This window comes from Pseudomonas sp. CF161, assembly GCF_000416215.1.
GTDB lineage: Bacteria > Pseudomonadota > Gammaproteobacteria > Pseudomonadales > Pseudomonadaceae > Aquipseudomonas.
In genome coordinates, this window is sequence record NZ_ATLP01000083.1 from 52888 (window position 1) to 72350 (window position 19463).

Consider the following 19463-nt stretch of genomic DNA (forward strand, 5'->3'; position numbering starts at 1 on the left):
GGTGGAGAGTCGATCTGTAAGCCGGGTTCTGTCGAGGACAGTCATTCCTCTACGATGGCCATCACTGGACATCTTTAGCAACCTACCCGGTTCCAGCGCGGGCCACGCCTTGGAACCCTATTTGGTCTTGCTCCGAGTGGGGTTTACCTAGCCACGAACTGTTGCCAGACGTGCGGTGCGCTCTTACCGCACCTTTTCACCCTTACCGGCACCGAAGTGCTTAGGCGGTTATTTTCTGTGGCACTTTCCGTAGGCTCACGCCCCCCAGGCATTACCTGGCACTCCGCCCTATGGAGCCCGGACTTTCCTCCCCCCCCTAATTTTCATAGAGGGCAGCGACTGTCCAATCGACTCTCCGCCGCGCAGGTTAACGGCAGAGAAGCCGAAGAACAAGCGCTAAAAGCCTTTTGCCAGTCTGCACCGGTGTTTATTCGCCCTTCTGTTTATCCAGGGCAATTTGGTACAGCACATTCTTGCGCTCGCCGGTGATTTCTGCCGCCAGCGCCGCGGCCCGCTTGAGCGGCATCTCCTTGAGCAGCAGGTCGAGAATGCGCATGGCCTCCGCACTGATAGCCTCGGCACTTTCAGGCACTGTCCAGCCCGCCACCAGCACCACGCACTCCCCGCGCTGCTGATTACTGTCAGCCTCGACAAAACCACGCAGCTCGGCCAGCGGCAATCCCTTGAGGGTTTCGAAGGTCTTGGTCAGTTCCCGCGCGAGCAATGCAGGACGCTCGGCACCGAAGACCAGCTCCATATCCTGCAGGCATTCAAGAATCCGATGGGGCGCCTCATAAAAGATCAGGGTTCTCGGCTCTTCCTTTAACAACTCCAGCCGAGCGCGGCGCCCCACAGCCTTGGCCGGCAGAAAACCCTCGAAGATAAACCTGTCGGAAGGCAGCCCGGCCGCAGAGAGCGCAGCAATCAGAGCACAGGCTCCCGGGACCGGCACCACATTGATCCCCGCCGCGCGCGCCTGGCGTACCAGGTGATACCCCGGGTCGGAGATGAGCGGCGTACCGGCATCGGAGATCAGTGCGACGTTATCGCCCGCCAGCAAACGGGTGATAAAGCGGCTGCCCTCGTCACGCTCATTGTGCTCATGGCAGGCCGCCAATGGCGTGGAAATGCCGAAGTGCTGCAGCAGTCGCAGCGAATGCCGGGTGTCTTCGGCCGCAATCAGGGCGACTTCGCGCAGCAGCTTCAGCGCCCGGGCACTGATGTCGTCCAGGTTGCCGATGGGCGTCGCCACCACATAAAGCGAGCCAGCAGCGGAATTCAAAGGACCTGGAGCAGTCAAAGCGCACACCTCTTGTTCGGCAAAAGCGCCATTGTAGCGCGTAGATGCCTGTGTAATGCGCCTGACAATCCCGGCATTACCCAGTCCTTTTGCGTCGTTTCTGGAGCACTGCAACATTTGCACGACCTAAATAGCCGGTTTATCGCCAGTAACATCGCGCCCCGGCCAGCGCTTGGGTACAATTCCAGGCTAATTTGATCGAGTATCGGGAACACTTACATGATCGCTTGCTTGCGGCTGCTTACTGCCCTCTGCCTGGCTACCCTTCTGGTGGCTTGCGCCAGCTCGCCCTCGTCCAGCCTTGGCGAACTTCCACGGACTCCGGACGCCAGCATCGAGCAACTGCTCGAACAGGCCGCCAACAGCAAATCACCCGACAAGGCCGCCCTTCTGCGCCTGAGCGCTGCCGACCTGGCCTATCGCCAAGGCAACGCCGGCCGTTCGGCACAGATTCTTCAGCAAGTGCCTATCGAACAGCTCAAACCAGGACAGCAAGTCTTTGCCAGCACCCTGGCAGCAGAACTGGCGATGACCCGCAACCAGCCCAAGGCCGCCCTGGCAGCCTTGAGCCACCCAAGCCTGCAACGCCTCGGCGAATTGCCAGCCGACCAGCAGGTTCGTACCGGCACCGTGCATGCTCGTGCATTCGAAGCTGACGGCCAGACACTCGCCGCCGCCCGCGAGCGCATCGTGATTGCTCCCCTGCTCACCGGGGAGGCGGCCAGCAAAAACCATGAAGCCATCTGGGTACTGATCGCCGCCCTGCCAACCGACCAGTTGCAATCCGCCGGCAATGACGACCTCGCCGGGTGGATGAGCCTGGCCCTGGCCGTCAAATCCGCCGGCACCCTGGAGCAACAGCAAGCCGCCATCGATACCTGGCGCGCGCAGAACCCGAAACACCCCGCCGCAATTCAGTTGCCGCAACCCCTGATCAAGCTCAAGGAACTGGCCAGCCAACCGCTGTCGAAGATCGCCTTGCTGCTGCCGCTGGATGGCCCCTGGGCCGCCTCTGCCAAGGCGCTGCGCGAAGGCTTCATGGCAGCCCACTACCAGGCTCAACAAGCCGGGCAAAATCCGCCAAGCATCGAGTTCTATGACAGCTCGCGCCAGACCTCGCTGGATGACTTCTACCGCAAAGCCCAGGCAGCAGGCGTGCAGTTGGTGATCGGCCCGCTGGACAAACAGCAAGTCAAGCAACTGGCTGCTCGCCCGCAATTGCCCATCACCACCCTGGCCCTGAACTACAACGATGGCGAGCAGGCACCGGCCCAGATGTTCCAGTTTGGCCTGGCCCCTGAAGATGAAGCACGCGAAGCTTCGCGCCGCGCCCGTGCTGACGGCCTGCATCGTGCGGCCATCATGATTTCGAAAGGTGATCGTGGCGAGCGCATGCTCAAAGCCTTCCGCCAGGACTGGGAAGCCAACGGCGGCACAGTGGTCGGTATCGAACGCGTCGACAAACCTGTTGCCCTGGCCCAGCAGATCGCCGACCTGTTCCACCTGCGCCAAAGTGAAGGCCGCGCCAAGAGCCTGCAAAACACCGTAGGCACTCAGGTGGCAGCACAGCCGTCGCGGCGCCAGGACATCGAGTTTATCTTCCTCGATGCCACCCCACTGCAGGCCCAACAGATCAAACCTACGCTGAACTTCCAATACGCAGGCGATGTGCCGGTGTATGCCACCTCGCAGGTTTTCAGCGCCAGCGGCGATCAGGATCAGTACAACGACATGAACGGCGTGCTGTTCTGTGAAACCCCGTGGCTGCTGGACGCCAACGATCCGCTGCGCAAACAAGTGACCGCACAATGGCCGCAAGCAGGCGGCAGCCTGGGTCGCCTGTTCGCTCTGGGCGTAGACGCCTATCGCCTGGCACCTCGCCTGGGTCAGCTCAAGGCACTGCCAGACAGCCGAATCGAAGGTTACAGCGGCAGCCTGAGCATGAGCCCCAACCAGCGAGTCGAACGCCAGCTTCCCTGGGCACAGTTTGTAAAAGGCCAGGTTACCCGCCTGCCCGATACCCCGCGCTAATGCTCCAACGATCACGCCAGCAAAGCGGACGAGATGCCGAGAGCCATGCGCTCAGGCATCTCCAGCAACAAGGACTGCGCCTGTTGGCGCAGAACTGGTTGTGCAAACGCGGCGAGCTTGATCTGGTCATGCTTGACGGCGATACAGTAGTATTCGTCGAAGTCCGCTACAGACAACACACGCAATGGGGTGGCGCACTCGGCAGTATCGATGCGCGCAAGCGGCAAAAACTGATACTCGCCGCGCAGTTCTTTCTGCAGAGCGAGCCTCGCTGGTCCAACCACCCCTGCCGTTTTGATGTGGTCGCCATAGACAGCGCCCCAGGCGCCGAACCCGAATTGAACTGGCTACGCAATGCCTTTGACAGCTGACCCAAGCTCTCGGGCACAGCCCATTTTCAGCCAACACTTTTGCTCTTTGCTTTGCGAGCTGCACATTCACGTGCCGGAAAGCCGCGCCACTTAAGGTCACACAGATGGACATGCAATCCCGAATTCGCCAGCTTTTTCAGGCCAGTATCGACACCAAGCAACAGGCGATGGACGTACTTGCACCGCACATCGAGCAAGCCAGCCAAGTGATGGTCAATGCCCTGCTCAACGAAGGCAAAATGCTTTCCTGCGGCAACGGCGGTTCTGCGGGCGATGCCCAGCACTTCTCTTCGGAGCTGCTCAACCGTTTCGAACGCGAGCGCCCGAGCCTGCCGGCCATCGCACTGACCACCGACAGCTCGACGATCACCTCGATCGCCAACGACTACAGCTACAACGAAATCTTCTCCAAACAGATTCGAGCCCTGGGCCAGCCCGGCGATGTATTGCTGGCGATTTCCACCAGCGGAAACTCGGCGAACATAATTCAGGCGATCCAGGCCGCACATGATCGCGAAATGATTGTCGTAGCAATGACCGGACGCGACGGTGGCGGCATGGCCTCGCTGCTGCTGCCCGAAGACGTTGAAATCCGCGTCCCGGCCAATGTCACCGCACGTATCCAGGAAGTCCACCTGCTGGCGATCCATTGCCTCTGCGACTTGATCGACAGCCAACTGTTCGGGAGTGAAGAATGACCGCTAATCGCCTTAGCCTACTGGCTTTGACCTTGTGCCTCGGTATCAGCGGGTGCAGCTCGGTAATCACCGCGAGCCGTGACACCCCCATCGAGGACGACCGTGGCACCCGCACCTTCGGCAGCAAGATCGACGATTCACTGATCAAGACCAAGGTTGAAGTCAACGTCGCCCAAGCCGCCCCAGACCTGAAAAACGGCGCATCGCGCATCGGCGTGACCAGCTTCAACGGCGTGGTGCTGTTGGTTGGGCAGACCCCGCGCGAAGACCTCAAGGCACTGGCCGAGCAGGCCGCCAGCAGCGTGCAGCGCGTGAAAAAAGTGCATAACGAGCTGCAGGTCATGCAACCCATCACCCTGCTGGCCATCAGCAACGATGCGCTGCTGACCACCAAGATCAAGGCGCAGATGATGACCGACAGCAATGTCCCGGACTCGCGCATCAAGATCATCACCGAGAACGGCATCGTCTACCTGATGGGCCTGCTGACCCAGCAGGAAGCCTCCCGCGCCAGCGATGTGGTGCAGGGCGTTTCCGGGGTTCAGAAAGTGGTGAAGGTGTTTGAATACATCGACTGACGCATAAGCGACAGGCACAAAAAAAGGCGATCCATCTGGATCGCCTTTTTTATTACCGCTGTATCACTTCACCACTTTCAAGCTCGGCCGACCGCTAGGGCGCGGCGGCTCGCTGTCAGGTGGCGGCATATCATCGTCCGCTTCGATCTCGTCGTCGCCATCCTCATCCAGAGGCGACTCCAGGTCGAACACCATACCCTGGCCATTCTCCCGAGCGTAAATGCCCAGGATGGCCGCTATAGGCACGTACAGGGTGTGCGGCACGCCACCGAAGCGCCCTTCAAAGCTCACCGCGTCGTTATCCATGTGCAGATGACGTACGGCGCTCGGCGAAATGTTCAGGACAATCTGTCCATCACTGGCAAAACCTTGTGGCACCTGCACCGCTGGGTAATCGGAATTGACCAGCATGTGCGGGGTGCAATCGTTATCCACAATCCACTCGTAGAGCGCGCGGACCAGATAAGGTCGACTGGAGTTCATAGCGGCTCCTTAAGCCTTAGCGCATGTCGCGTTCGACACCAGACAGACTCGCCTGGAAAGCCTCACGCGCAAACTGGCGCTCCATATAATCAAGCAGCGGCTTGGCTGGCCGCGGCAATTCAATACCCAGGATCGGCAGCCTCCAGAGTATTGGTAATAGGCAGCAATCCACCAGGCTTTGTTCCTCACTGAGGAAAAACGGCTTGTCCGCGAACAGCGGAGAAACCCCGGTCAGGCTCTCGCGCAGCTCTTTACGAGCCTGCACGCGAGCCGCTTCCTTGCTGCGTGAATCCAGAATCAGATCCACCAAACCACACCAATCGCGCTGAATACGATGAATCAGCAGACGACTGTTGGCACGAGCCACCGGATAAACCGGCAGCAAAGGCGGATGCGGGTAACGCTCATCCAAATATTCCATCACGACGGTCGATTCCCACAACGCCAGGTCACGATCGACCAGGGTGGGCAAGCTCCCGTAAGGGTTCACTTCGATCAGTTTCGGCGGCTGACGGCCCGCCTCCACACTGATGATCTCGGCGCTGACACCCTTCTCTGCGAGCACAATGCGTACTCGGTGGGAATAGTGGTCGGCGGGGTCGGAGTAACAGGCCAACCGATTGGTCACGCCCATGGCGATCCTCCTCGCTTGTTGAAATTATCGGGAGCAGAAAAACGAGCGCGCCCAGAGGGCGTCTCCCGTAACACCTGGATGACCCAGACCGTTACACCTTCAGAGACGCCCTTGGGCGCGCACGATTAACAGCAGTTGCTTACAGCTTTATCAATGAACGTCCTTCCAGTATTCGCGCTTGAGCAAGTAGGCGAATACGAAGAAGAAGGCCAGGTACAACAACACATAAGTGCCGATACGCTGATGCTGCAGTTTTACCGGGTTGGCCGAGTAAGCCAGGAAGGTTACTAGGTTTTTGACCTTCTCGTCGAACTGCTCTTCTGTCAGCGCACCTGTTTTCGGCACGATGGTCAGTTGATCGCAGGCTTCGTGAGTCAGCGGAGTACCGGTCAGCGGGTCATATTGCTTCTTGCCGTCTTCGACAATCTGCACCTGTTTGCAGCCGACGACCTGGCGACCTTGCAGGCCAACCAGCACGTTAGGCATGCCGACGTTCGGGAACACCTTGTTGTTCACACCCCAAGGACGCGCCGGATCTTCGTAGAACGACTTCAGGTAGCCATAGAGCCAGTCAGTACCACGAACACGAGCCACCAGGGTCAGGTCCGGCGGCGCTGCACCAAACCATGCCTTGGCATCGGAAGGCTGCATGCCGATGCTCATGTGGTCACCGATTTTGGCACCGGTGAACACCAGATTGCTCAGCATCAGATCATGGGGGATACCCAGGTCATCCGCGACGCGCTCATAGCGTTGGAACTTGGCGCTGTGGCAGCCCATGCAGTAGTTGGCGAACGTACGTGCGCCGTCTTGCATGGCCGCTTTGTCCGAGACGTCGATGTCGACTTTTTCCAGCTCAGGACCATGCTCGGCCGCGAAGGACAACATAGGCAAAGCAGCAAGAATCAGTACAGCAAATAGCTTTTTCATCAGCCAGTCACCCTTTCCGGAACCGGTTTGGTCTTCTCAAGCCTGGTGTAGAACGGCATCAGAATGAAGTAGGCGAAGTACAGGAACGTACAGACCTGCGACAGCAGCGTACGACCCGGAGTCGGCGCCAGAACACCCAGGACACCCAGGATCACGAACGAGATGCAGAACACCCACAGCCAGATCTTGCTCAGCATGCCCTTGTAGCGCATGGATTTGACCGGACTGCGGTCAAGCCAGGGCAGGACGAAGAGAACTGCGATCGCAGCGCCCATGGCGATGACACCCAGAAGCTTGTCCGGCACCGCACGCAGAATCGCGTAGAACGGCGTGAAGTACCAAACCGGGGCAATGTGCTCAGGGGTCTTGAAGGCGTTAGCCACTTCGAAGTTCGGCTTCTCGAGGAAATAGCCACCCATTTCCGGGAAGAAGAACACGATGGTGCAGAAGATGAACAGGAACACCACCACGCCGACGATATCTTTCACGGTGTAGTACGGGTGGAAGGCAATGCCATCCAGCGGTACGCCGTTTTCGTCCTTGTGCTTCTTGATATCCACGCCGTCCGGGTTGTTCGAACCGACTTCATGCAACGCCAGCACGTGCAGCACCACCAGGCCGAGAATCACGATCGGCAAGGCCACCACGTGCAACGCGAAGAAGCGGTTCAGGGTAATACCGGAAATCAGGTAGTCACCACGGATCCACTGGGTCAGGTCGTTACCGATGACCGGGATCGCGCCGAACAGCGAGATGATCACCTGGGCACCCCAGTAAGACATCTGACCCCAAGGCAGCAGGTAGCCCATGAAGGCCTCTGCCATCAGCGCCAGGTAGATCAGCATGCCGAACAGCCATACCAGCTCCCGTGGCTTCTGGTACGAGCCGTAGAGCAGCCCACGGAACATGTGCAGGTAGACCACGATGAAGAACGCCGAGGCGCCGGTGGAGTGCAGCAGGCGCAGGATCGAGCCGTACTCCACGTCACGCATGATGTATTCAACGGAAGCGAACGCCTCCTCCGCCGAAGGGGTGTAGCTCATAGTCAGCCACACACCGGTGACGATCTGGTTGACCAGAACCAACAGTGCGAGGGAGCCAAAGAAGTAGAAGAAGTTGAAGTTCTTCGGAGCGTAATACTTGCTGAGATGGTCTTCCCACATTTTGGTCGCGGGAAAGCGTGCATCAACCCAATCCATGAACTTGCTCATCACGCTTTCTCCGTGTCGACGCCGATGACAATGATGTCGTCCGACTCATAGGAATGCGGGGGAACTGGCAGGTTCAAAGGCGCAGGTTGCGACTTGTAGACGCGGCCAGCCAGATCGTAGTGGGAGCCGTGGCATGGGCAGAAATAGCCACCTACCCAGTCCTTGCCCAGATCCGCAGGTGCCACCTCTGGACGGAAGGTTGGCGAACAGCCCAGGTGAGTGCAGATACCGATCAGCAGCAGAATCTCTGGCTTGATCGAACGCACCTCCGGGTCGACGTAGGTTGGCTGTTCCGAATTCTTGGAGTCCGGGTCAGACAGCTGACCCTCGATCTTTTTCAGATTCCCCAGGATTTCCTGCGTACGGCGGACAATGAACACCGGCTGACCGCGCCACTCAGCAATCATCTGCTGACCTGGATCGATTTTGCTGACATTCACTTTCACCGGTGCACCTGCGGCTTTCGCCTTGGCACTGGGAAACCATGACCCCACGAACGGGACCGCAGCCCCCACCGCTCCTGCAGCACCCACCACGGATGTGGCTGCTACAAGGAAGCGACGCCGGCCTGTATTCACGCCGTCATTGCTCATTCAGTCCTCTCCCATCAGCTTTGTGGCCTGTTAAATCAGGCATCTACTAAGTAAAAATCTGAACTTATAAAAATTTTGCCGAATGGTAATGAAAAGCCCCTACTCTGACAAGGTAATTACTAGGCGGACCTAGCGCCAAGCCTTGTAGTATAGGGCCTCTACGGATGTGGCAAGTTGTCACACCAAAAATCTACGCCCATAAAAAACGCCCAGCTCCGCGAGGAGACTGGGCGTTTTTGAACGCGAGAGCGAATTAACGCTTCGAGTACTGCGGACGCTTACGCGCTTTACGCAGACCAACTTTCTTACGTTCAACTTCACGGGCGTCGCGAGTTACGAAGCCAGCTTTGCGCAGTGCACCGCGCAGAGTTTCGTCGTAGTCCATCAGAGCGCGAGTGATGCCGTGGCGGATTGCGCCAGCTTGACCACTTACACCGCCACCGATAACGGTGACGTAGATGTCGAACTTTTCAACGGTCTCGGTCAATTCCAGCGGCTGACGAACTACCATGCGGGCAGTTTCGCGACCGAAGAAGTTGTCCAGGGAGCGGTTGTTGATCGAGATGTTACCAGTGCCCGGACGCAGGAAAACGCGTGCGGTTGCGGTTTTGCGACGGCCAGTGCCGTAATTTTGAGTCGCCGACATAATGAACTATTCCGTTAAAACTTCAGTTCTTGGGGCTGCTGAGCAGTATGAGGGTGAGCAGCGCCCGCATAGACTTTCAGCTTACGGTACATGTCGCGACCCAGCGGGTTCTTAGGCAGCATGCCTTTGACCGCAGTCTCGATCACGCGCTCAGGGGCTTTAGCGATCAGCTTATCGAAGCTGATGGACTTGATGCCGCCCGGGAAACCGGAGTGGGAGTAGTACATTTTATCGGTGGTTTTAGCACCTGTTACACGGATCTGCTCAGCATTGATAACGACAATGTAGTCGCCGGTGTCAACGTGAGGAGTGTACTCAGGCTTGTGCTTGCCACGCAGACGGCTCGCGATCTCGGTGGCCAGACGACCCAGGGTCTGACCAGCAGCGTCGACGACAAACCAGTCGCGCTTTACTGTTTCCGGTTTAGCAGTAAAAGTTTTCATTCTTTATAGCCTCAGGGGCCGCCCTGTAAATTAGACGGCGGATCTTACTGAATAGTGCGTACTTTGACAAGTCAAAGGCAGCCGGATACAGACGCTATCGGGGGCTCGGGTCAGCGCGTCCGTTCAACGGCAAGATTCTTCGGCAGGCGGCGCATCACTTCCACTGCAGAAAGAGGTGCGCAATTATGCAGATTGCGAAAAAAAATTCAACCTGCTTTTATGATTGTTTTCCCCAAAGGAGTACCCGATGGATTATCGACAGCTGGGCCGAACCGATCTGAATGTGAGCGCGATCTGTCTGGGAACCATGACCTGGGGCGAGCAGAACAGCGAAGCCGAGGCCTTCGCCCAGATCGAACGCGCCAAGAGCGCGGGAATCAATTTCATCGACACCGCCGAGATGTACCCGGTACCACCCAAGGCCGAAACCTACGCCACCACCGAGCGTTACATCGGCAACTGGTTCAAGACCCGCGGCGATCGCGCCGACTGGATCCTGGCCAGCAAGATCGCCGGCCCGGGCAACACCATCGACTACATTCGCGACAAGCAACTCAAGCACAACCGCAAACACATCGTCGAAGCGGTGGACGCCAGCCTCAAGCGCCTGCAGACCGACTGGATCGACCTGTATCAACTGCACTGGCCGGAGCGCAGCACCAACTTTTTCGGCCAGCTCGGCTACAAGCACCAGGCCGATGAAGACTTCACCCCGCTGGAAGAAACCCTCGAAGCCCTGGATGAACAGGTCAAGGCCGGCAAGATCCGCCATATCGGCCTGTCCAACGAAACCCCATGGGGCACCATGAAATTCCTGGCCCTGGCCGAAAGCCGCGGCTGGCCGCGCGCGGTGTCGATCCAGAACCCGTACAACCTGCTCAACCGCAGCTTTGAAGTAGGCCTGGCGGAAATCGCCATTCGCGAACAGTGCGGTCTGCTGGCCTATTCGCCGCTGGCGTTCGGTTTCCTGTCGGGCAAGTACGAGAATGGCGCACGCCCTGCCAAAGGCCGCCTGAGCCTCTACAGCCGCTTCAGTCGCTACTTCAACGCCCAATCGGAAGCTGCCTGCAGCCGCTATGTGGCCCTGGCCCGCGAACACGGCCTGGACCCGGCGCAGATGGCTCTGGCCTTTGTCACCCAGCAGCCATTCGTGACCAGCAACATCATTGGCGCCACCACCCTTGAGCAACTGGACAGCAACATCGCCAGCTTCCAGCTGAAGCTGTCGGACGAGGTCCTGGCCGGGATCGAGGCGATCCACAAGGATCACCCAAACCCAGCCCCTTGAGCCTCACCTGCCTGCGACTGGGAGCGCCCGGCAGCCTGCCGGACCGCGCCATCTCAATCGCAGGCAGGCTGCCCCTTACAGGGAACGGGCGATGATCTCTTTCATGATCTCGTTGGTCCCGGCATAAATCCTCTGCACCCGGGCATCCGCCCAGGCCCGGGCCACCGGGTACTCCCACATGAACCCGTAGCCGCCGTGCAGCTGCACGCACTCGTCGAGCACCTTGCACTGCAGGTCGGTCCCCCAGTACTTGGCCATGGCCGCCGTGGGCACATCCAGCTTGCCTTGCAGGTGCAGCTCCAGACAGCGATCGACAAAAACCCGGCCAATCTGAATTTCGGTCGCCATTTCCGCCAGCTTGAAGCGGGTGTTCTGGAAGTCGGCGATCGCCTTGCCGAAAGCCTTGCGTTCGCGGGTGTAGTCCAGGGTCCACTGCAGCGCCGCCTCGGCCGAGGCCAGGCCGCCGATGGCCACCGTCAGGCGCTCCTGGGGCAATTCCTGCATCAGGTAGGCAAACCCCATCCCGGCTTGGCCCAGCAGGTTTTCCTTGGGCACACGAACATCCTGGAAGAACAGCTCCGAGGTGTCCTGGGCTTTCATTCCGACCTTTTCCAGTCGCTTACCCTTGGAGAAACCGGGCGTGCTGGCTTCCACCAGGAACAGGCTGGTGCCCTTGGCGCCAGCCTTGGGATCGGTCTTGGCCACCACAATCACCAGATCGGCGAGAAAGCCGTTGGTGATAAAGGTCTTCGAGCCATTGATGACATATTCATCACCCTCCAGCACGGCCGTGGTCTTCACCCCCTGCAAGTCGGAACCGGCGCCCGGCTCAGTCATGGCAATGGCCGTGACCATCTCGCCCGAGACCAGCTTCGGCAGGTACTTGTGCTTCAGTGCCTCACTGCCGTAATGCAGGATGTAGGGCGCGACAATATCCGAGTGCAGGGAAAACCCAATGCCCGTCAGCCCCAGGCGCCCCACCTCTTCGATAACCACGGCGCTGTACAGAAAGTCGGCATCCAGACCGCCGTACACCTCAGGAATATGCGAGCACAGCATCCCCGCCTCGCCCGCCTTGTTCCACAGCTGGCGATCGATATAGCCCTGCTTTTCCCACGCGCCGTGAAACGGCACGGCTTCCTTTTCCAGGAAGGTGCGCACGCTGTCGCGAAAGAGCTCGTGGTCGGAATTGAACAAGGTTCTGGGGATCATGCAGCCACCTGTGATTATTGTTGGTCGGATAAGGCTCAACGAGCCTAAGCCGCGACCTCACGACAGGACACTGGACACATCCGACAAAAAATAAGACGATCCAGCCGTCTGGTGACCACTTTCCCCTATAAGAACAATTGAATTTATGTCTAACCAAACCTCTACGCCCTTGCGGCGCGTCAGCATCCTGGCTATCGACCGGGTTTTCGCCTCCACCCTCATGCAAGCCAAGGACTTCTTCCACCTGGCCAGCCTGCGCTATGGCAAACAGCTTGGCCAAGGCCTGACCCCGGCGTTCGAAACCCGCCTGGTCAGCCCCGATGGCAAGCCGGTATGCAGTTTCAGCGATGTGATCATGCCGGTGGACGGCGGCCTGGAAGATACCGATGTGATCATCCTCCCGGCCTTCTGGGATGATTTCGAATCCCTGTGCCAACGCTACCCACAAATCCTGCCCTGGCTGCGCCAGCAGCACGCCCGCGGCGCCGTACTCTGCGGCGAAGCCACCGGGGTGTTCTGGCTGGCCGAGGCCGGCCTGCTCGATGGCAAGGAGGCCACCACCTATTGGCGCTTCTTCAATGCCTTCAGCGAACGCTTCCCCAAGGTCCAGCTCAATCAGGACAAGCACCTGACCGACGCCGACAACCTGTACTGCGCCGGCGGCACCACCTCGGCCTGCGACTTGTACATCTACCTGATCGAGCGCTTCTGCGGCGCCAACGTGGCCCAGGCCGTGGCGCGCGACATTCTGTATGAGGTGCAGCGCAACTATGCCCCGGGGCGCATCGGCTTCGGCGGCCAGAAACTGCATCAGGACGTGATCATCCTGCAGATCCAGCACTGGCTCGAAGAACACTTCGCCGACAAATTCCGTTTTGAAGACGTAGCGCGAGAACACGGCATGAGCATCCGCAACTTCATGCGCCGCTTCCAGACCGCCACCGGCGACAAGCCCCTGCATTACCTGCAACGGCTGCGCATCGAAACCGCCAAGGGCTTGCTCTCCGGCACCCGCAAGAGCATCAAGACCATCAGTTACGAGGTGGGCTACGACGATGCGAGCTTCTTTGCCCGTCTGTTCCGCCAGCACACCGAACTGTCGCCCAACCAGTACCGACAGCAGTTTCAGCAACAAGCCGCGTAAATGAAAAAGGGCCTGCGATGTGCAGGCCCTTCTTGTATGCGGCAACAGCCTAGGGTTTGTGCGCCCGCGAGAGGAACTCGTGGGACTGCATCTCCAGCAGCCGGCTCAGGGTGCGCTGGAACTCGAAGTTCAGGCGCCCGCCGGTGTACAGATCTTTGAGCTCGACCTCGGCCGAGATGATCAGCTTGACGTTGCGGTCGTAGAATTCGTCGACCATGTTGATAAAGCGCCGGGCGATATCGTCAGTGGTCACACTCATCTGCTCGACGCCGCTGAGCAGCACCGCGTGGAAAATCTTGCCCAGCTCGATGTAATCGTTCTGGCTACGCGGGCCGTCGCACAACTCGCGGAAATCAAACCAGGCCACGTCATCACAGGTGCGCAAGGCACGGATTTCGCGATTCTCGATGATCAGCACGTCGTTTTCCACCGCCTGGGTGCATTCCGGCGTGAGGGCGCGGAAGCTCTTGCGCAGGCTTTCCTGAGCCACTTCGTCCAGCGGGAAGTGGAACAGCTCGGCTTGTTCGAGGTGCCGCAGGCGATAGTCAACGCCACTGTCGACGTTGACGATCTCGGTGTTCTGCTTGATCAAGGCGATGGCCGGCAGGAAGCGCGCACGCTGCAGGCCGTCCTTGTACAAACCGTCGGGCACGATGTTCGAGGTTGCAACCAAGGTCACGCCGTTGCGGAACAGCTCTTCCATCAGGGTGCCGAGAATCATGGCATCGGTAATGTCGGAGACGAAGAACTCATCGAAGCAGATCACCCGCGACTCATCGGAAAAACGCTTGGCGATGATGGTCAGCGGGTTCTTTTCGCCGCCCAGGGTCTTCATCTCTTCGTGCACGCGCTTCATGAAGCGGTGAAAGTGGGTGCGGGTTTTTTCCTTGAACGGCAAGGCTTCGAAAAAGGTGTCGACCAGGTAGGTCTTGCCACGGCCAACGCCGCCCCAGAAATACAGGCCCTTGACCGGCGTCTGATCCTTCTTGCCAAACAGTTTGCCCAGCAGCCCCGGCTTGTTTTGCGAGGCCGCGACCAGATCGTCGTACAGGCGCTGCAAATGGCGTACTGCAGTTTCCTGCGCCGCATCGTGGAAGAAGTCAGGGCGTTTCAGATCAGCTTGATATCGTTCTAGGGGCGTCATAATTCGTTAGCAAGGCAACAAAAACGGGCCGTCACTGTAGCGACGGCCCTGAGGAATGGCAATCAGCCCTTGGTCGGGAAGATTCCGATTAGTCCTGCGCGGGGGTCAGAGCAATCCGCAGTTCCGCGATGGCCGCATCACGCGCGCCCACATCGGCAAATGCCGGGCTGTCGGCAACCTGTTCGCCGCCCAGCCACAGGCTGAAGCTCAGCGCATCGCTGCGCACATCCAATGCCTGGCCCGACTGCAACTGCTTGGTCGCAGCGCCTGCGGCCTTGCCGTCGGCAAAGTTGCGCGACAGCAGCAGTTGCTCGCCATCCGCTGCCAGCAGGCGGAAGCGGAAGCTACCGTCGTCTTCACGGAAGCTGACGAACCTCGCGGCCTTGGCGGCCTTTTTCTTACCGGTTGCAGCGACTTGTACCTGGTTTACAAAGGAACGCAGGCCGACGGCTTCACGCAGCTCGTTCAGGAACGGCGTGGCCACGGCGCGGGCTTTCTTAGCGCCGATTTGCAAGATGTCTTCCAGGTCCGACGGACGCTCGATCAACTGGTGATAGCGCTCGCGGGCCTCACCCAGCTCGCCGTCCAGCAATTGGAACAGGCGGTTCTTGGCTTCACCCCAACCCAGGCCCTGCAGCAGTTCGCTACGGAATTCGTCCGCCTGCGCGGGCGTGGCGAAGGCCTGGAACAACGTGAACAGGTGCGAGTTGTCCGGATCCTTGGCTTCGCCCGGGGCGCGGGAGTCAGTGACGATGCGCGAGATGGCGTCCTTCATGTCCTTGGCGCTGGTGAACAACGGGATGGTGTTGTCATAGCTCTTGGACATCTTGCGACCGTCGAGGCCAGGCAAGGTGGCGACGCTTTCTTCAATCAGCGCCTCGGGCATGGTGAAGAACTCTTTGCCCTGGCCGAACAGATGGTTGAAGCGCTGGCCGATGTCGCGGGCCATTTCCACGTGCTGAATCTGATCGCGACCTACCGGCACTTTGTGCGCATTGAACATCAGGATGTCCGCCGCCATCAGCACCGGGTAGCTGTAGAGGCCCATGGTGATACCGGCATCCGGGTCTTCGCCGGACTCGACGTTCTTGTCCACCGACGCCTTGTAGGCATGCGCACGGTTGAGCAGGCCCTTGGCCGCAACGCAGGTCAGCAGCCAGGTCAGCTCGGGGATTTCCGGGATATCCGACTGGCGATAAAAGGTCACGCGCTCCACATCCAGGCCACCGGCCAGCCAGGTCGCGGCGATTTCCAGGCGCGAGCGCTGGATGCGCAGCGGGTCATCGCACTTGATCAGGGCGTGGTAATCGGCCAGGAAGTAGAACGAATCGGCATTGCTGTCGCGGCTGGCAAGGATCGCCGGGCGGATGGCACCCGCGTAGTTGCCCAGGTGCGGCGTGCCGGTGGTGGTGATGCCGGTAAGGATGCGCGTACGAGTAGTCATGGGTAATCGCTTATCAGACAGCTATCAATTCGAGAGACGCGGCAGCACCAGATCTTTCAGATCGGTGAGCTTGCCATGAAAAAAGTGTCCGCATTCTGCCACTTTCAGCAGCTCATGGGGGCGCTTGAGCGCGGCGGACCAGTCATAGACGGTTTGCGGGTCGATGACTTCGTCGGTTTCCGGCTGGATAAGGGTCAGTGGGCAGCCTTGGGGCAACTGGTCGGTATCGCCGAGGCGCATGACCGCAGCGGCCACCATGAACAGGTGCTTGAGCTGTTCACCGCTGGCTTCCAGGCGGCCGCCGAGGCTGGCCGCGACAAAACCACCGAAGGAGAAGCCGAGCAGCGTCATCGGCAGCTCGGGGTGCTTGGCCCGCAACCACTGGGCTGCGGCCTGGGCGTCGTCAACTTCACCCGTGCCCATGTCATGGGTGCCAGCACTAGCACCTACCCCCCGATAGTTGAAACGCAAGGTAATCAACCCGGCATCGCGCGCGGTGCGCTGTAACGTCGACACCACCTTGTTGAGCATGGTGCCGCCCTGTACCGGGTTGGGGTGACAGATCAGCGCCACGCCACGGGCATCGGGCACATCCAGATACAGGGCTTCCAGTTGGCCGACAGGGCCATCAATCACTACAGGGGTTTCACGCATTAGCAAGGAAGGAACTCCGTGACCTCGAAGGGGGTCGACTCGTCTAGCAAATTGTCTGTGCCAATCTATTGCGAGTGAATCGCGGTATACAGCGCAGGTTCGAGCCGTTAACGTAAAGCAAAGCCGTTTATAGAGGAAGGACTCGTGGAACACTCGCTCTTAGTTTGGTTGTTGCCGACTCTTGCCCTGGTTGCCGGTGTCGCCATTGGATTTCTGGTCGCTCGCCTGCTGCCGAATGCCGCGCCTAACCGCACGCAACGTCAGCTGGATGATATTCAGGAACGTTTTGACAATTATCAGAACGAAGTGGTCACCCACTTCAACAGCACCGCAACCCTGGTGAAAAAGCTCACCCAGAGCTATCAGGAAGTGCAAGACCATCTCGCCGAGGGTGCCAACCGCCTGGCCCTGGACGAACTGACTCGCCAACGCCTGCTGGCCGCCCTGCACTCCGACTCGGTACAGGCTCCACGGGAGCGCCTGACACCTCCGCGCGACCAGGAACCACCGCGCGACTACGCCCCAAAAACACCCAATGCCCCCGGCATGCTCGATGAGCATTACGGTCTGAGAAAGTAAGACTCGGACACTAAAAAGCCCGCCCGGTCCTCAATGGAACGGGCGGGCTTTTTTATGCCTCGCCGGTACTCAGGCGCGCACTCAGTACTGCTGGTATTGCTGTCCTTGCTGACCCGGCTGCTGATACTGCTGGCCAGGAATCGCCTTGAGATTGACCTCGACTCGACGGTTCTGCGCGCGACCGTTGACATCGGCGTTGCTGGCAATCGGGTTGTCCGGGCCGGCACCGCGCGCGGACAGGTTGGCACCGCTGACACCTTGCGAGGTCAGGTAGGTCGCCACGCTCTGTGCCCGACGCTGAGACAGATCCATGTTGTGCTGACGGCTGCCGGTGCTGTCCGTGTAGCCGACAATCTCGATCTGATTCTGGCTGAACTCACGCAGCGAGTTGGCCAGGTTGTTCAGCGGCTGGTAGAAGCTGGGGGCGATGTTCGCCGAATCGGTGGCGAAGGTAATGTTGCCCGGCATGATCAGCTTGATCTGATCGCCCTGGCGCTGCACTTCAACCCCCGTATTGGCCATGCTGGCGCGCAGTTTCTTTTCCTGCTGGTCGGCGTAGTAGCCATAACCGGCGGCGGAAGCCCCCACTACGGCGGCACCAATCAGCGCTCCCTTGCCACGGTTATTGTGATCGATGGCGGCACCGGCCAAGGCGCCGGCCAAGGCACCCAGACCGCCGTATTTCGCAGTCTTGCTCATGCCCGTGGAGCCGTCGGCCTGCCCCTGGTTGTCATACGGATTAGGCGAAGCACATCCAGACAACAAGGCCACAGCGGTAGCGGCAATAATTAAACGACGCGAGGTGAACATGGAAAGCTCCTACTTTTTGCATTCTGTGGTGCAGCGGACGTTGGCAATGGACCTTTGCTGGCGTTGGAACGCGACAAATGGCAAAAATTCCATCAACACCCCTGCAAAACATCAGGCCCGAACAAAGGGATTCTCACGCATCTCATCGCCCAGGCGGGTGTCTGGACCATGCCCGGTCACCACCGTCGCCTCTTCATCGAGGGTGTACAGGCGCTGCTTGATCGAACGCACGATGGTGGCCTGATCGCCGCCCCATAAGTCCGTACGCCCGACCCCACGCTTGAACAGGGTGTCACCGGCAATCAACAGCTTAGCCTCAGAAAACCAAAAGCTCATGGAACCTGGCGTATGCCCCGGCGTGTGCAGCGCCACGCCGCAGCCACAGGCCAGCTCCTCATCATCGGCCAGCCAGCGATCCGGCGCCGGCACGGGCGTATAAGGCACGCCAAACATGCTGCATTGCATCTCCAGGTTGTCCCACAGGAACTGGTCCTCCTTGTGCAGATGCAGGGTCGCGCCGGTCTTTTCCTTCAACTGCCCGGAGGCCAGGAAATGATCCAGGTGAGCATGAGTATGGATGATGCTCACCACCTTGAGACCCAAGGCATCGAGCCGCGCCAGGATCAGCTCATGATTGCCGCCCGGATCGACGACGATCGCTTTTTTCGTGATCGGATCGCCGATGATCGTGCAGTTGCACTGCAACGGGCCGACGGGGAAGGTTTCGCGGATCAGGGTGGGGTGGGCGGGGGTCATAATTGATCCGAGGCTGGCGCTGAGCACATTAATAATGGACGCGGACAATGATAGCGCTTGCTCAAAAATTGGCCTAGGCAGCGTGCAACCCGTGCATACTCCGAGACACGGCGACCGACTGTCCCCCGTGTTGATCAGGTGGCCACGCGCTCTTACGCAAAAAAACAATAAATCTTGGCAACTTTGAGCCCCGCCCTTAAATTCCACGCGCTCGATTGCCGCGAAACTGGACGAAAAACGCTACAAGAATGAGGTAAGGATGACTAACATGCCCGCCCTATCCCGCCTCCCTACCTAAAAAAGGCGCGCGAACATCAGATGCTGACAAAAAATCAGCTCGGCTTGCCCAAGTGCGGATGAGTTGCTCGCGAGTTACAATGCCGGGTCGCAAAGAGCCTAGTGCTCAATTAGCCTTCGGGGCTCCAAAACGCACGCTTCATGACGAGCAGTAGCAAATACTAGGAATAAATGTGAACACGCAGCCGGCAAAGTGACTGCATGTGCTGAGAGATCG

At 59.2% G+C, this 19463-nt stretch carries 21 protein-coding genes and 1 other RNA gene; 7 read left to right on the plus strand and 15 right to left on the minus strand.

The genetic code is table 11. The annotated features are described in order from the left end of the window. Nucleotide 1 precedes the first annotated feature (1 nt). Both rnpB and rsmI read right to left on the minus strand, forming a co-directional pair. Nucleotides 2-355: RNase P RNA component class A (gene rnpB, locus CF161_RS31815), an RNA gene on the minus strand. Between the two features lie 72 nt (nt 356-427). Continuing rightward, nucleotides 428-1300 carry a 16S rRNA (cytidine(1402)-2'-O)-methyltransferase gene (rsmI, locus tag CF161_RS15565; RefSeq protein ID WP_043229558.1) on the minus strand — a complete coding sequence of 291 codons (873 nt, stop codon included), beginning with the start codon at nt 1298-1300 and terminating at the stop codon, nt 428-430. Nucleotides 1301-1519: 219 nt separating this feature from the next. Here rsmI and CF161_RS15570 point away from each other — a divergent pair, with 219 nt between their 5' ends. From CF161_RS15570 to CF161_RS15585, 4 genes are all read left to right on the plus strand, one after another. Then, a complete protein-coding gene (locus CF161_RS15570) occupies nt 1520-3331 on the plus strand; it encodes a penicillin-binding protein activator (protein ID WP_020297556.1) in 1812 nt (603 codons plus the stop codon). Continuing rightward, nucleotides 3331-3702, plus strand: coding sequence for a YraN family protein (locus CF161_RS32275; protein ID WP_020297557.1), 372 nt, complete (start codon nt 3331-3333; stop codon nt 3700-3702). The genes CF161_RS15570 and CF161_RS32275 overlap by 1 nt, the downstream gene beginning before the upstream one ends. A gap of 104 nt (nt 3703-3806) precedes the next feature. Then, nucleotides 3807-4400, plus strand: coding sequence for a phosphoheptose isomerase (locus tag CF161_RS15580; RefSeq protein ID WP_020297558.1), 594 nt, complete (start codon nt 3807-3809; stop codon nt 4398-4400). Beyond that, a complete protein-coding gene (locus CF161_RS15585) occupies nt 4397-4978 on the plus strand; it encodes a BON domain-containing protein (protein WP_020297559.1) in 582 nt (193 codons plus the stop codon). Before CF161_RS15580 ends, CF161_RS15585 begins: the two co-directional genes overlap by 4 nt. A 63-nt stretch (nt 4979-5041) precedes the next feature. Here the strand turns inward: CF161_RS15585 and CF161_RS15590 are convergent, their stop codons facing one another. The 7 genes from CF161_RS15590 to rplM form a co-directional block, all read right to left on the minus strand. Continuing rightward, on the minus strand, nt 5042-5461 hold the full coding sequence (locus CF161_RS15590) for a ClpXP protease specificity-enhancing factor (protein ID WP_020297560.1): 420 nt from the start codon (nt 5459-5461) through the stop codon (nt 5042-5044). A gap of 16 nt (nt 5462-5477) precedes the next feature. Next, nucleotides 5478-6095, minus strand: a complete 618-nt coding sequence (locus CF161_RS15595; protein ID WP_020297561.1) for a glutathione S-transferase N-terminal domain-containing protein — start codon at nt 6093-6095, stop codon at nt 5478-5480. Nucleotides 6096-6245: 150 nt separating this feature from the next. Then, entirely contained in the window at nt 6246-7025 is a 780-nt protein-coding gene (locus tag CF161_RS15600) for a cytochrome c1 (protein WP_020297562.1), read from the minus strand. After that, nucleotides 7025-8236, minus strand: a complete 1212-nt coding sequence (locus CF161_RS15605; RefSeq protein WP_020297563.1) for a cytochrome bc complex cytochrome b subunit — start codon at nt 8234-8236, stop codon at nt 7025-7027. The genes CF161_RS15600 and CF161_RS15605 overlap by 1 nt, the downstream gene beginning before the upstream one ends. Beyond that, complete coding sequence (gene petA, locus CF161_RS15610; protein ID WP_020297564.1) at nt 8236-8829, minus strand: ubiquinol-cytochrome c reductase iron-sulfur subunit; 594 nt, start codon at nt 8827-8829, stop codon at nt 8236-8238. The genes CF161_RS15605 and petA overlap by 1 nt, the downstream gene beginning before the upstream one ends. A 253-nt stretch (nt 8830-9082) precedes the next feature. After that, entirely contained in the window at nt 9083-9475 is a 393-nt protein-coding gene (gene rpsI / locus CF161_RS15615; protein WP_003205364.1) for a 30S ribosomal protein S9, read from the minus strand. A gap of 14 nt (nt 9476-9489) precedes the next feature. Further along, a complete protein-coding gene (gene rplM, locus CF161_RS15620) occupies nt 9490-9918 on the minus strand; it encodes a 50S ribosomal protein L13 (protein ID WP_020297565.1) in 429 nt (142 codons plus the stop codon). A gap of 247 nt (nt 9919-10165) precedes the next feature. On the opposite strand from rplM, the gene CF161_RS15625 reads away from it, so the two are divergent. Further along, entirely contained in the window at nt 10166-11206 is a 1041-nt protein-coding gene (locus CF161_RS15625) for an NADP(H)-dependent aldo-keto reductase (protein ID WP_020297566.1), read from the plus strand. A 75-nt stretch (nt 11207-11281) separates the two neighbouring features. Here the strand turns inward: CF161_RS15625 and CF161_RS15630 are convergent, their stop codons facing one another. Continuing rightward, on the minus strand, nt 11282-12418 hold the full coding sequence (locus CF161_RS15630) for an acyl-CoA dehydrogenase family protein (protein ID WP_020297567.1): 1137 nt from the start codon (nt 12416-12418) through the stop codon (nt 11282-11284). Between the two features lie 244 nt (nt 12419-12662). Here CF161_RS15630 and CF161_RS15635 point away from each other — a divergent pair, with 244 nt between their 5' ends. Next, nucleotides 12663-13562, plus strand: a complete 900-nt coding sequence (locus tag CF161_RS15635; RefSeq protein ID WP_177326784.1) for a GlxA family transcriptional regulator — start codon at nt 12663-12665, stop codon at nt 13560-13562. A gap of 49 nt (nt 13563-13611) precedes the next feature. Here CF161_RS15635 and zapE read toward each other — a convergent pair whose 3' ends face one another. The 3 genes from zapE to CF161_RS15650 form a co-directional block, all read right to left on the minus strand. Next, on the minus strand, nt 13612-14706 hold the full coding sequence (zapE, locus tag CF161_RS15640; protein WP_020297569.1) for a cell division protein ZapE: 1095 nt from the start codon (nt 14704-14706) through the stop codon (nt 13612-13614). An 88-nt stretch (nt 14707-14794) separates the two neighbouring features. Further along, the gene (locus CF161_RS15645) at nt 14795-16150 is read right to left on the minus strand and encodes a tryptophan--tRNA ligase (protein ID WP_020297570.1); all 1356 of its coding nucleotides are present in this window, start codon (nt 16148-16150) and stop codon (nt 14795-14797) included. Between the two features lie 24 nt (nt 16151-16174). Beyond that, on the minus strand, nt 16175-16804 hold the full coding sequence (locus CF161_RS15650; RefSeq protein WP_020297571.1) for an alpha/beta hydrolase: 630 nt from the start codon (nt 16802-16804) through the stop codon (nt 16175-16177). A gap of 144 nt (nt 16805-16948) precedes the next feature. Between CF161_RS15650 and CF161_RS15655 the strand changes: the two genes are divergently transcribed. Next, on the plus strand, nt 16949-17383 hold the full coding sequence (locus CF161_RS15655) for a YhcB family protein (protein WP_020297572.1): 435 nt from the start codon (nt 16949-16951) through the stop codon (nt 17381-17383). An 81-nt stretch (nt 17384-17464) separates the two neighbouring features. Here CF161_RS15655 and CF161_RS15660 read toward each other — a convergent pair whose 3' ends face one another. Further along, the gene (locus CF161_RS15660) at nt 17465-18193 is read right to left on the minus strand and encodes an OmpA family protein (protein WP_043229567.1); all 729 of its coding nucleotides are present in this window, start codon (nt 18191-18193) and stop codon (nt 17465-17467) included. Nucleotides 18194-18304: 111 nt separating this feature from the next. Then, nucleotides 18305-18949 carry an MBL fold metallo-hydrolase gene (locus CF161_RS15665; protein ID WP_020297574.1) on the minus strand — a complete coding sequence of 215 codons (645 nt, stop codon included), beginning with the start codon at nt 18947-18949 and terminating at the stop codon, nt 18305-18307. Nucleotides 18950-19463 lie beyond the last annotated feature (514 nt).

Coding starts and splice junctions, on each gene's coding strand:
- CF161_RS15570 (WP_020297556.1), top strand. CDS start 1,520: ATGATCGCTTGCTTGCGGCTGCTTACTGCCCTCTGCCTGGCTACCCTT.
- CF161_RS32275 (WP_020297557.1), top strand. CDS start 3,331: ATGCTCCAACGATCACGCCAGCAAAGCGGACGAGATGCCGAGAGCCAT.
- CF161_RS15580 (WP_020297558.1), top strand. CDS start 3,807: ATGGACATGCAATCCCGAATTCGCCAGCTTTTTCAGGCCAGTATCGAC.
- CF161_RS15585 (WP_020297559.1), top strand. CDS start 4,397: ATGACCGCTAATCGCCTTAGCCTACTGGCTTTGACCTTGTGCCTCGGT.
- CF161_RS15590 (WP_020297560.1), bottom strand. CDS start 5,461: ATGAACTCCAGTCGACCTTATCTGGTCCGCGCGCTCTACGAGTGGATT.
- CF161_RS15595 (WP_020297561.1), bottom strand. CDS start 6,095: ATGGGCGTGACCAATCGGTTGGCCTGTTACTCCGACCCCGCCGACCAC.
- CF161_RS15600 (WP_020297562.1), bottom strand. CDS start 7,025: ATGAAAAAGCTATTTGCTGTACTGATTCTTGCTGCTTTGCCTATGTTG.
- CF161_RS15605 (WP_020297563.1), bottom strand. CDS start 8,236: ATGAGCAAGTTCATGGATTGGGTTGATGCACGCTTTCCCGCGACCAAA.
- petA (WP_020297564.1), bottom strand. CDS start 8,829: ATGAGCAATGACGGCGTGAATACAGGCCGGCGTCGCTTCCTTGTAGCA.
- rpsI (WP_003205364.1), bottom strand. CDS start 9,475: ATGTCGGCGACTCAAAATTACGGCACTGGCCGTCGCAAAACCGCAACC.
- rplM (WP_020297565.1), bottom strand. CDS start 9,918: ATGAAAACTTTTACTGCTAAACCGGAAACAGTAAAGCGCGACTGGTTT.
- CF161_RS15625 (WP_020297566.1), top strand. CDS start 10,166: ATGGATTATCGACAGCTGGGCCGAACCGATCTGAATGTGAGCGCGATC.
- CF161_RS15630 (WP_020297567.1), bottom strand. CDS start 12,418: ATGATCCCCAGAACCTTGTTCAATTCCGACCACGAGCTCTTTCGCGAC.
- zapE (WP_020297569.1), bottom strand. CDS start 14,706: ATGACGCCCCTAGAACGATATCAAGCTGATCTGAAACGCCCTGACTTC.
- CF161_RS15645 (WP_020297570.1), bottom strand. CDS start 16,150: ATGACTACTCGTACGCGCATCCTTACCGGCATCACCACCACCGGCACG.
- CF161_RS15650 (WP_020297571.1), bottom strand. CDS start 16,804: ATGCGTGAAACCCCTGTAGTGATTGATGGCCCTGTCGGCCAACTGGAA.
- CF161_RS15660 (WP_043229567.1), bottom strand. CDS start 18,193: ATGTTCACCTCGCGTCGTTTAATTATTGCCGCTACCGCTGTGGCCTTG.
- CF161_RS15665 (WP_020297574.1), bottom strand. CDS start 18,949: ATGACCCCCGCCCACCCCACCCTGATCCGCGAAACCTTCCCCGTCGGC.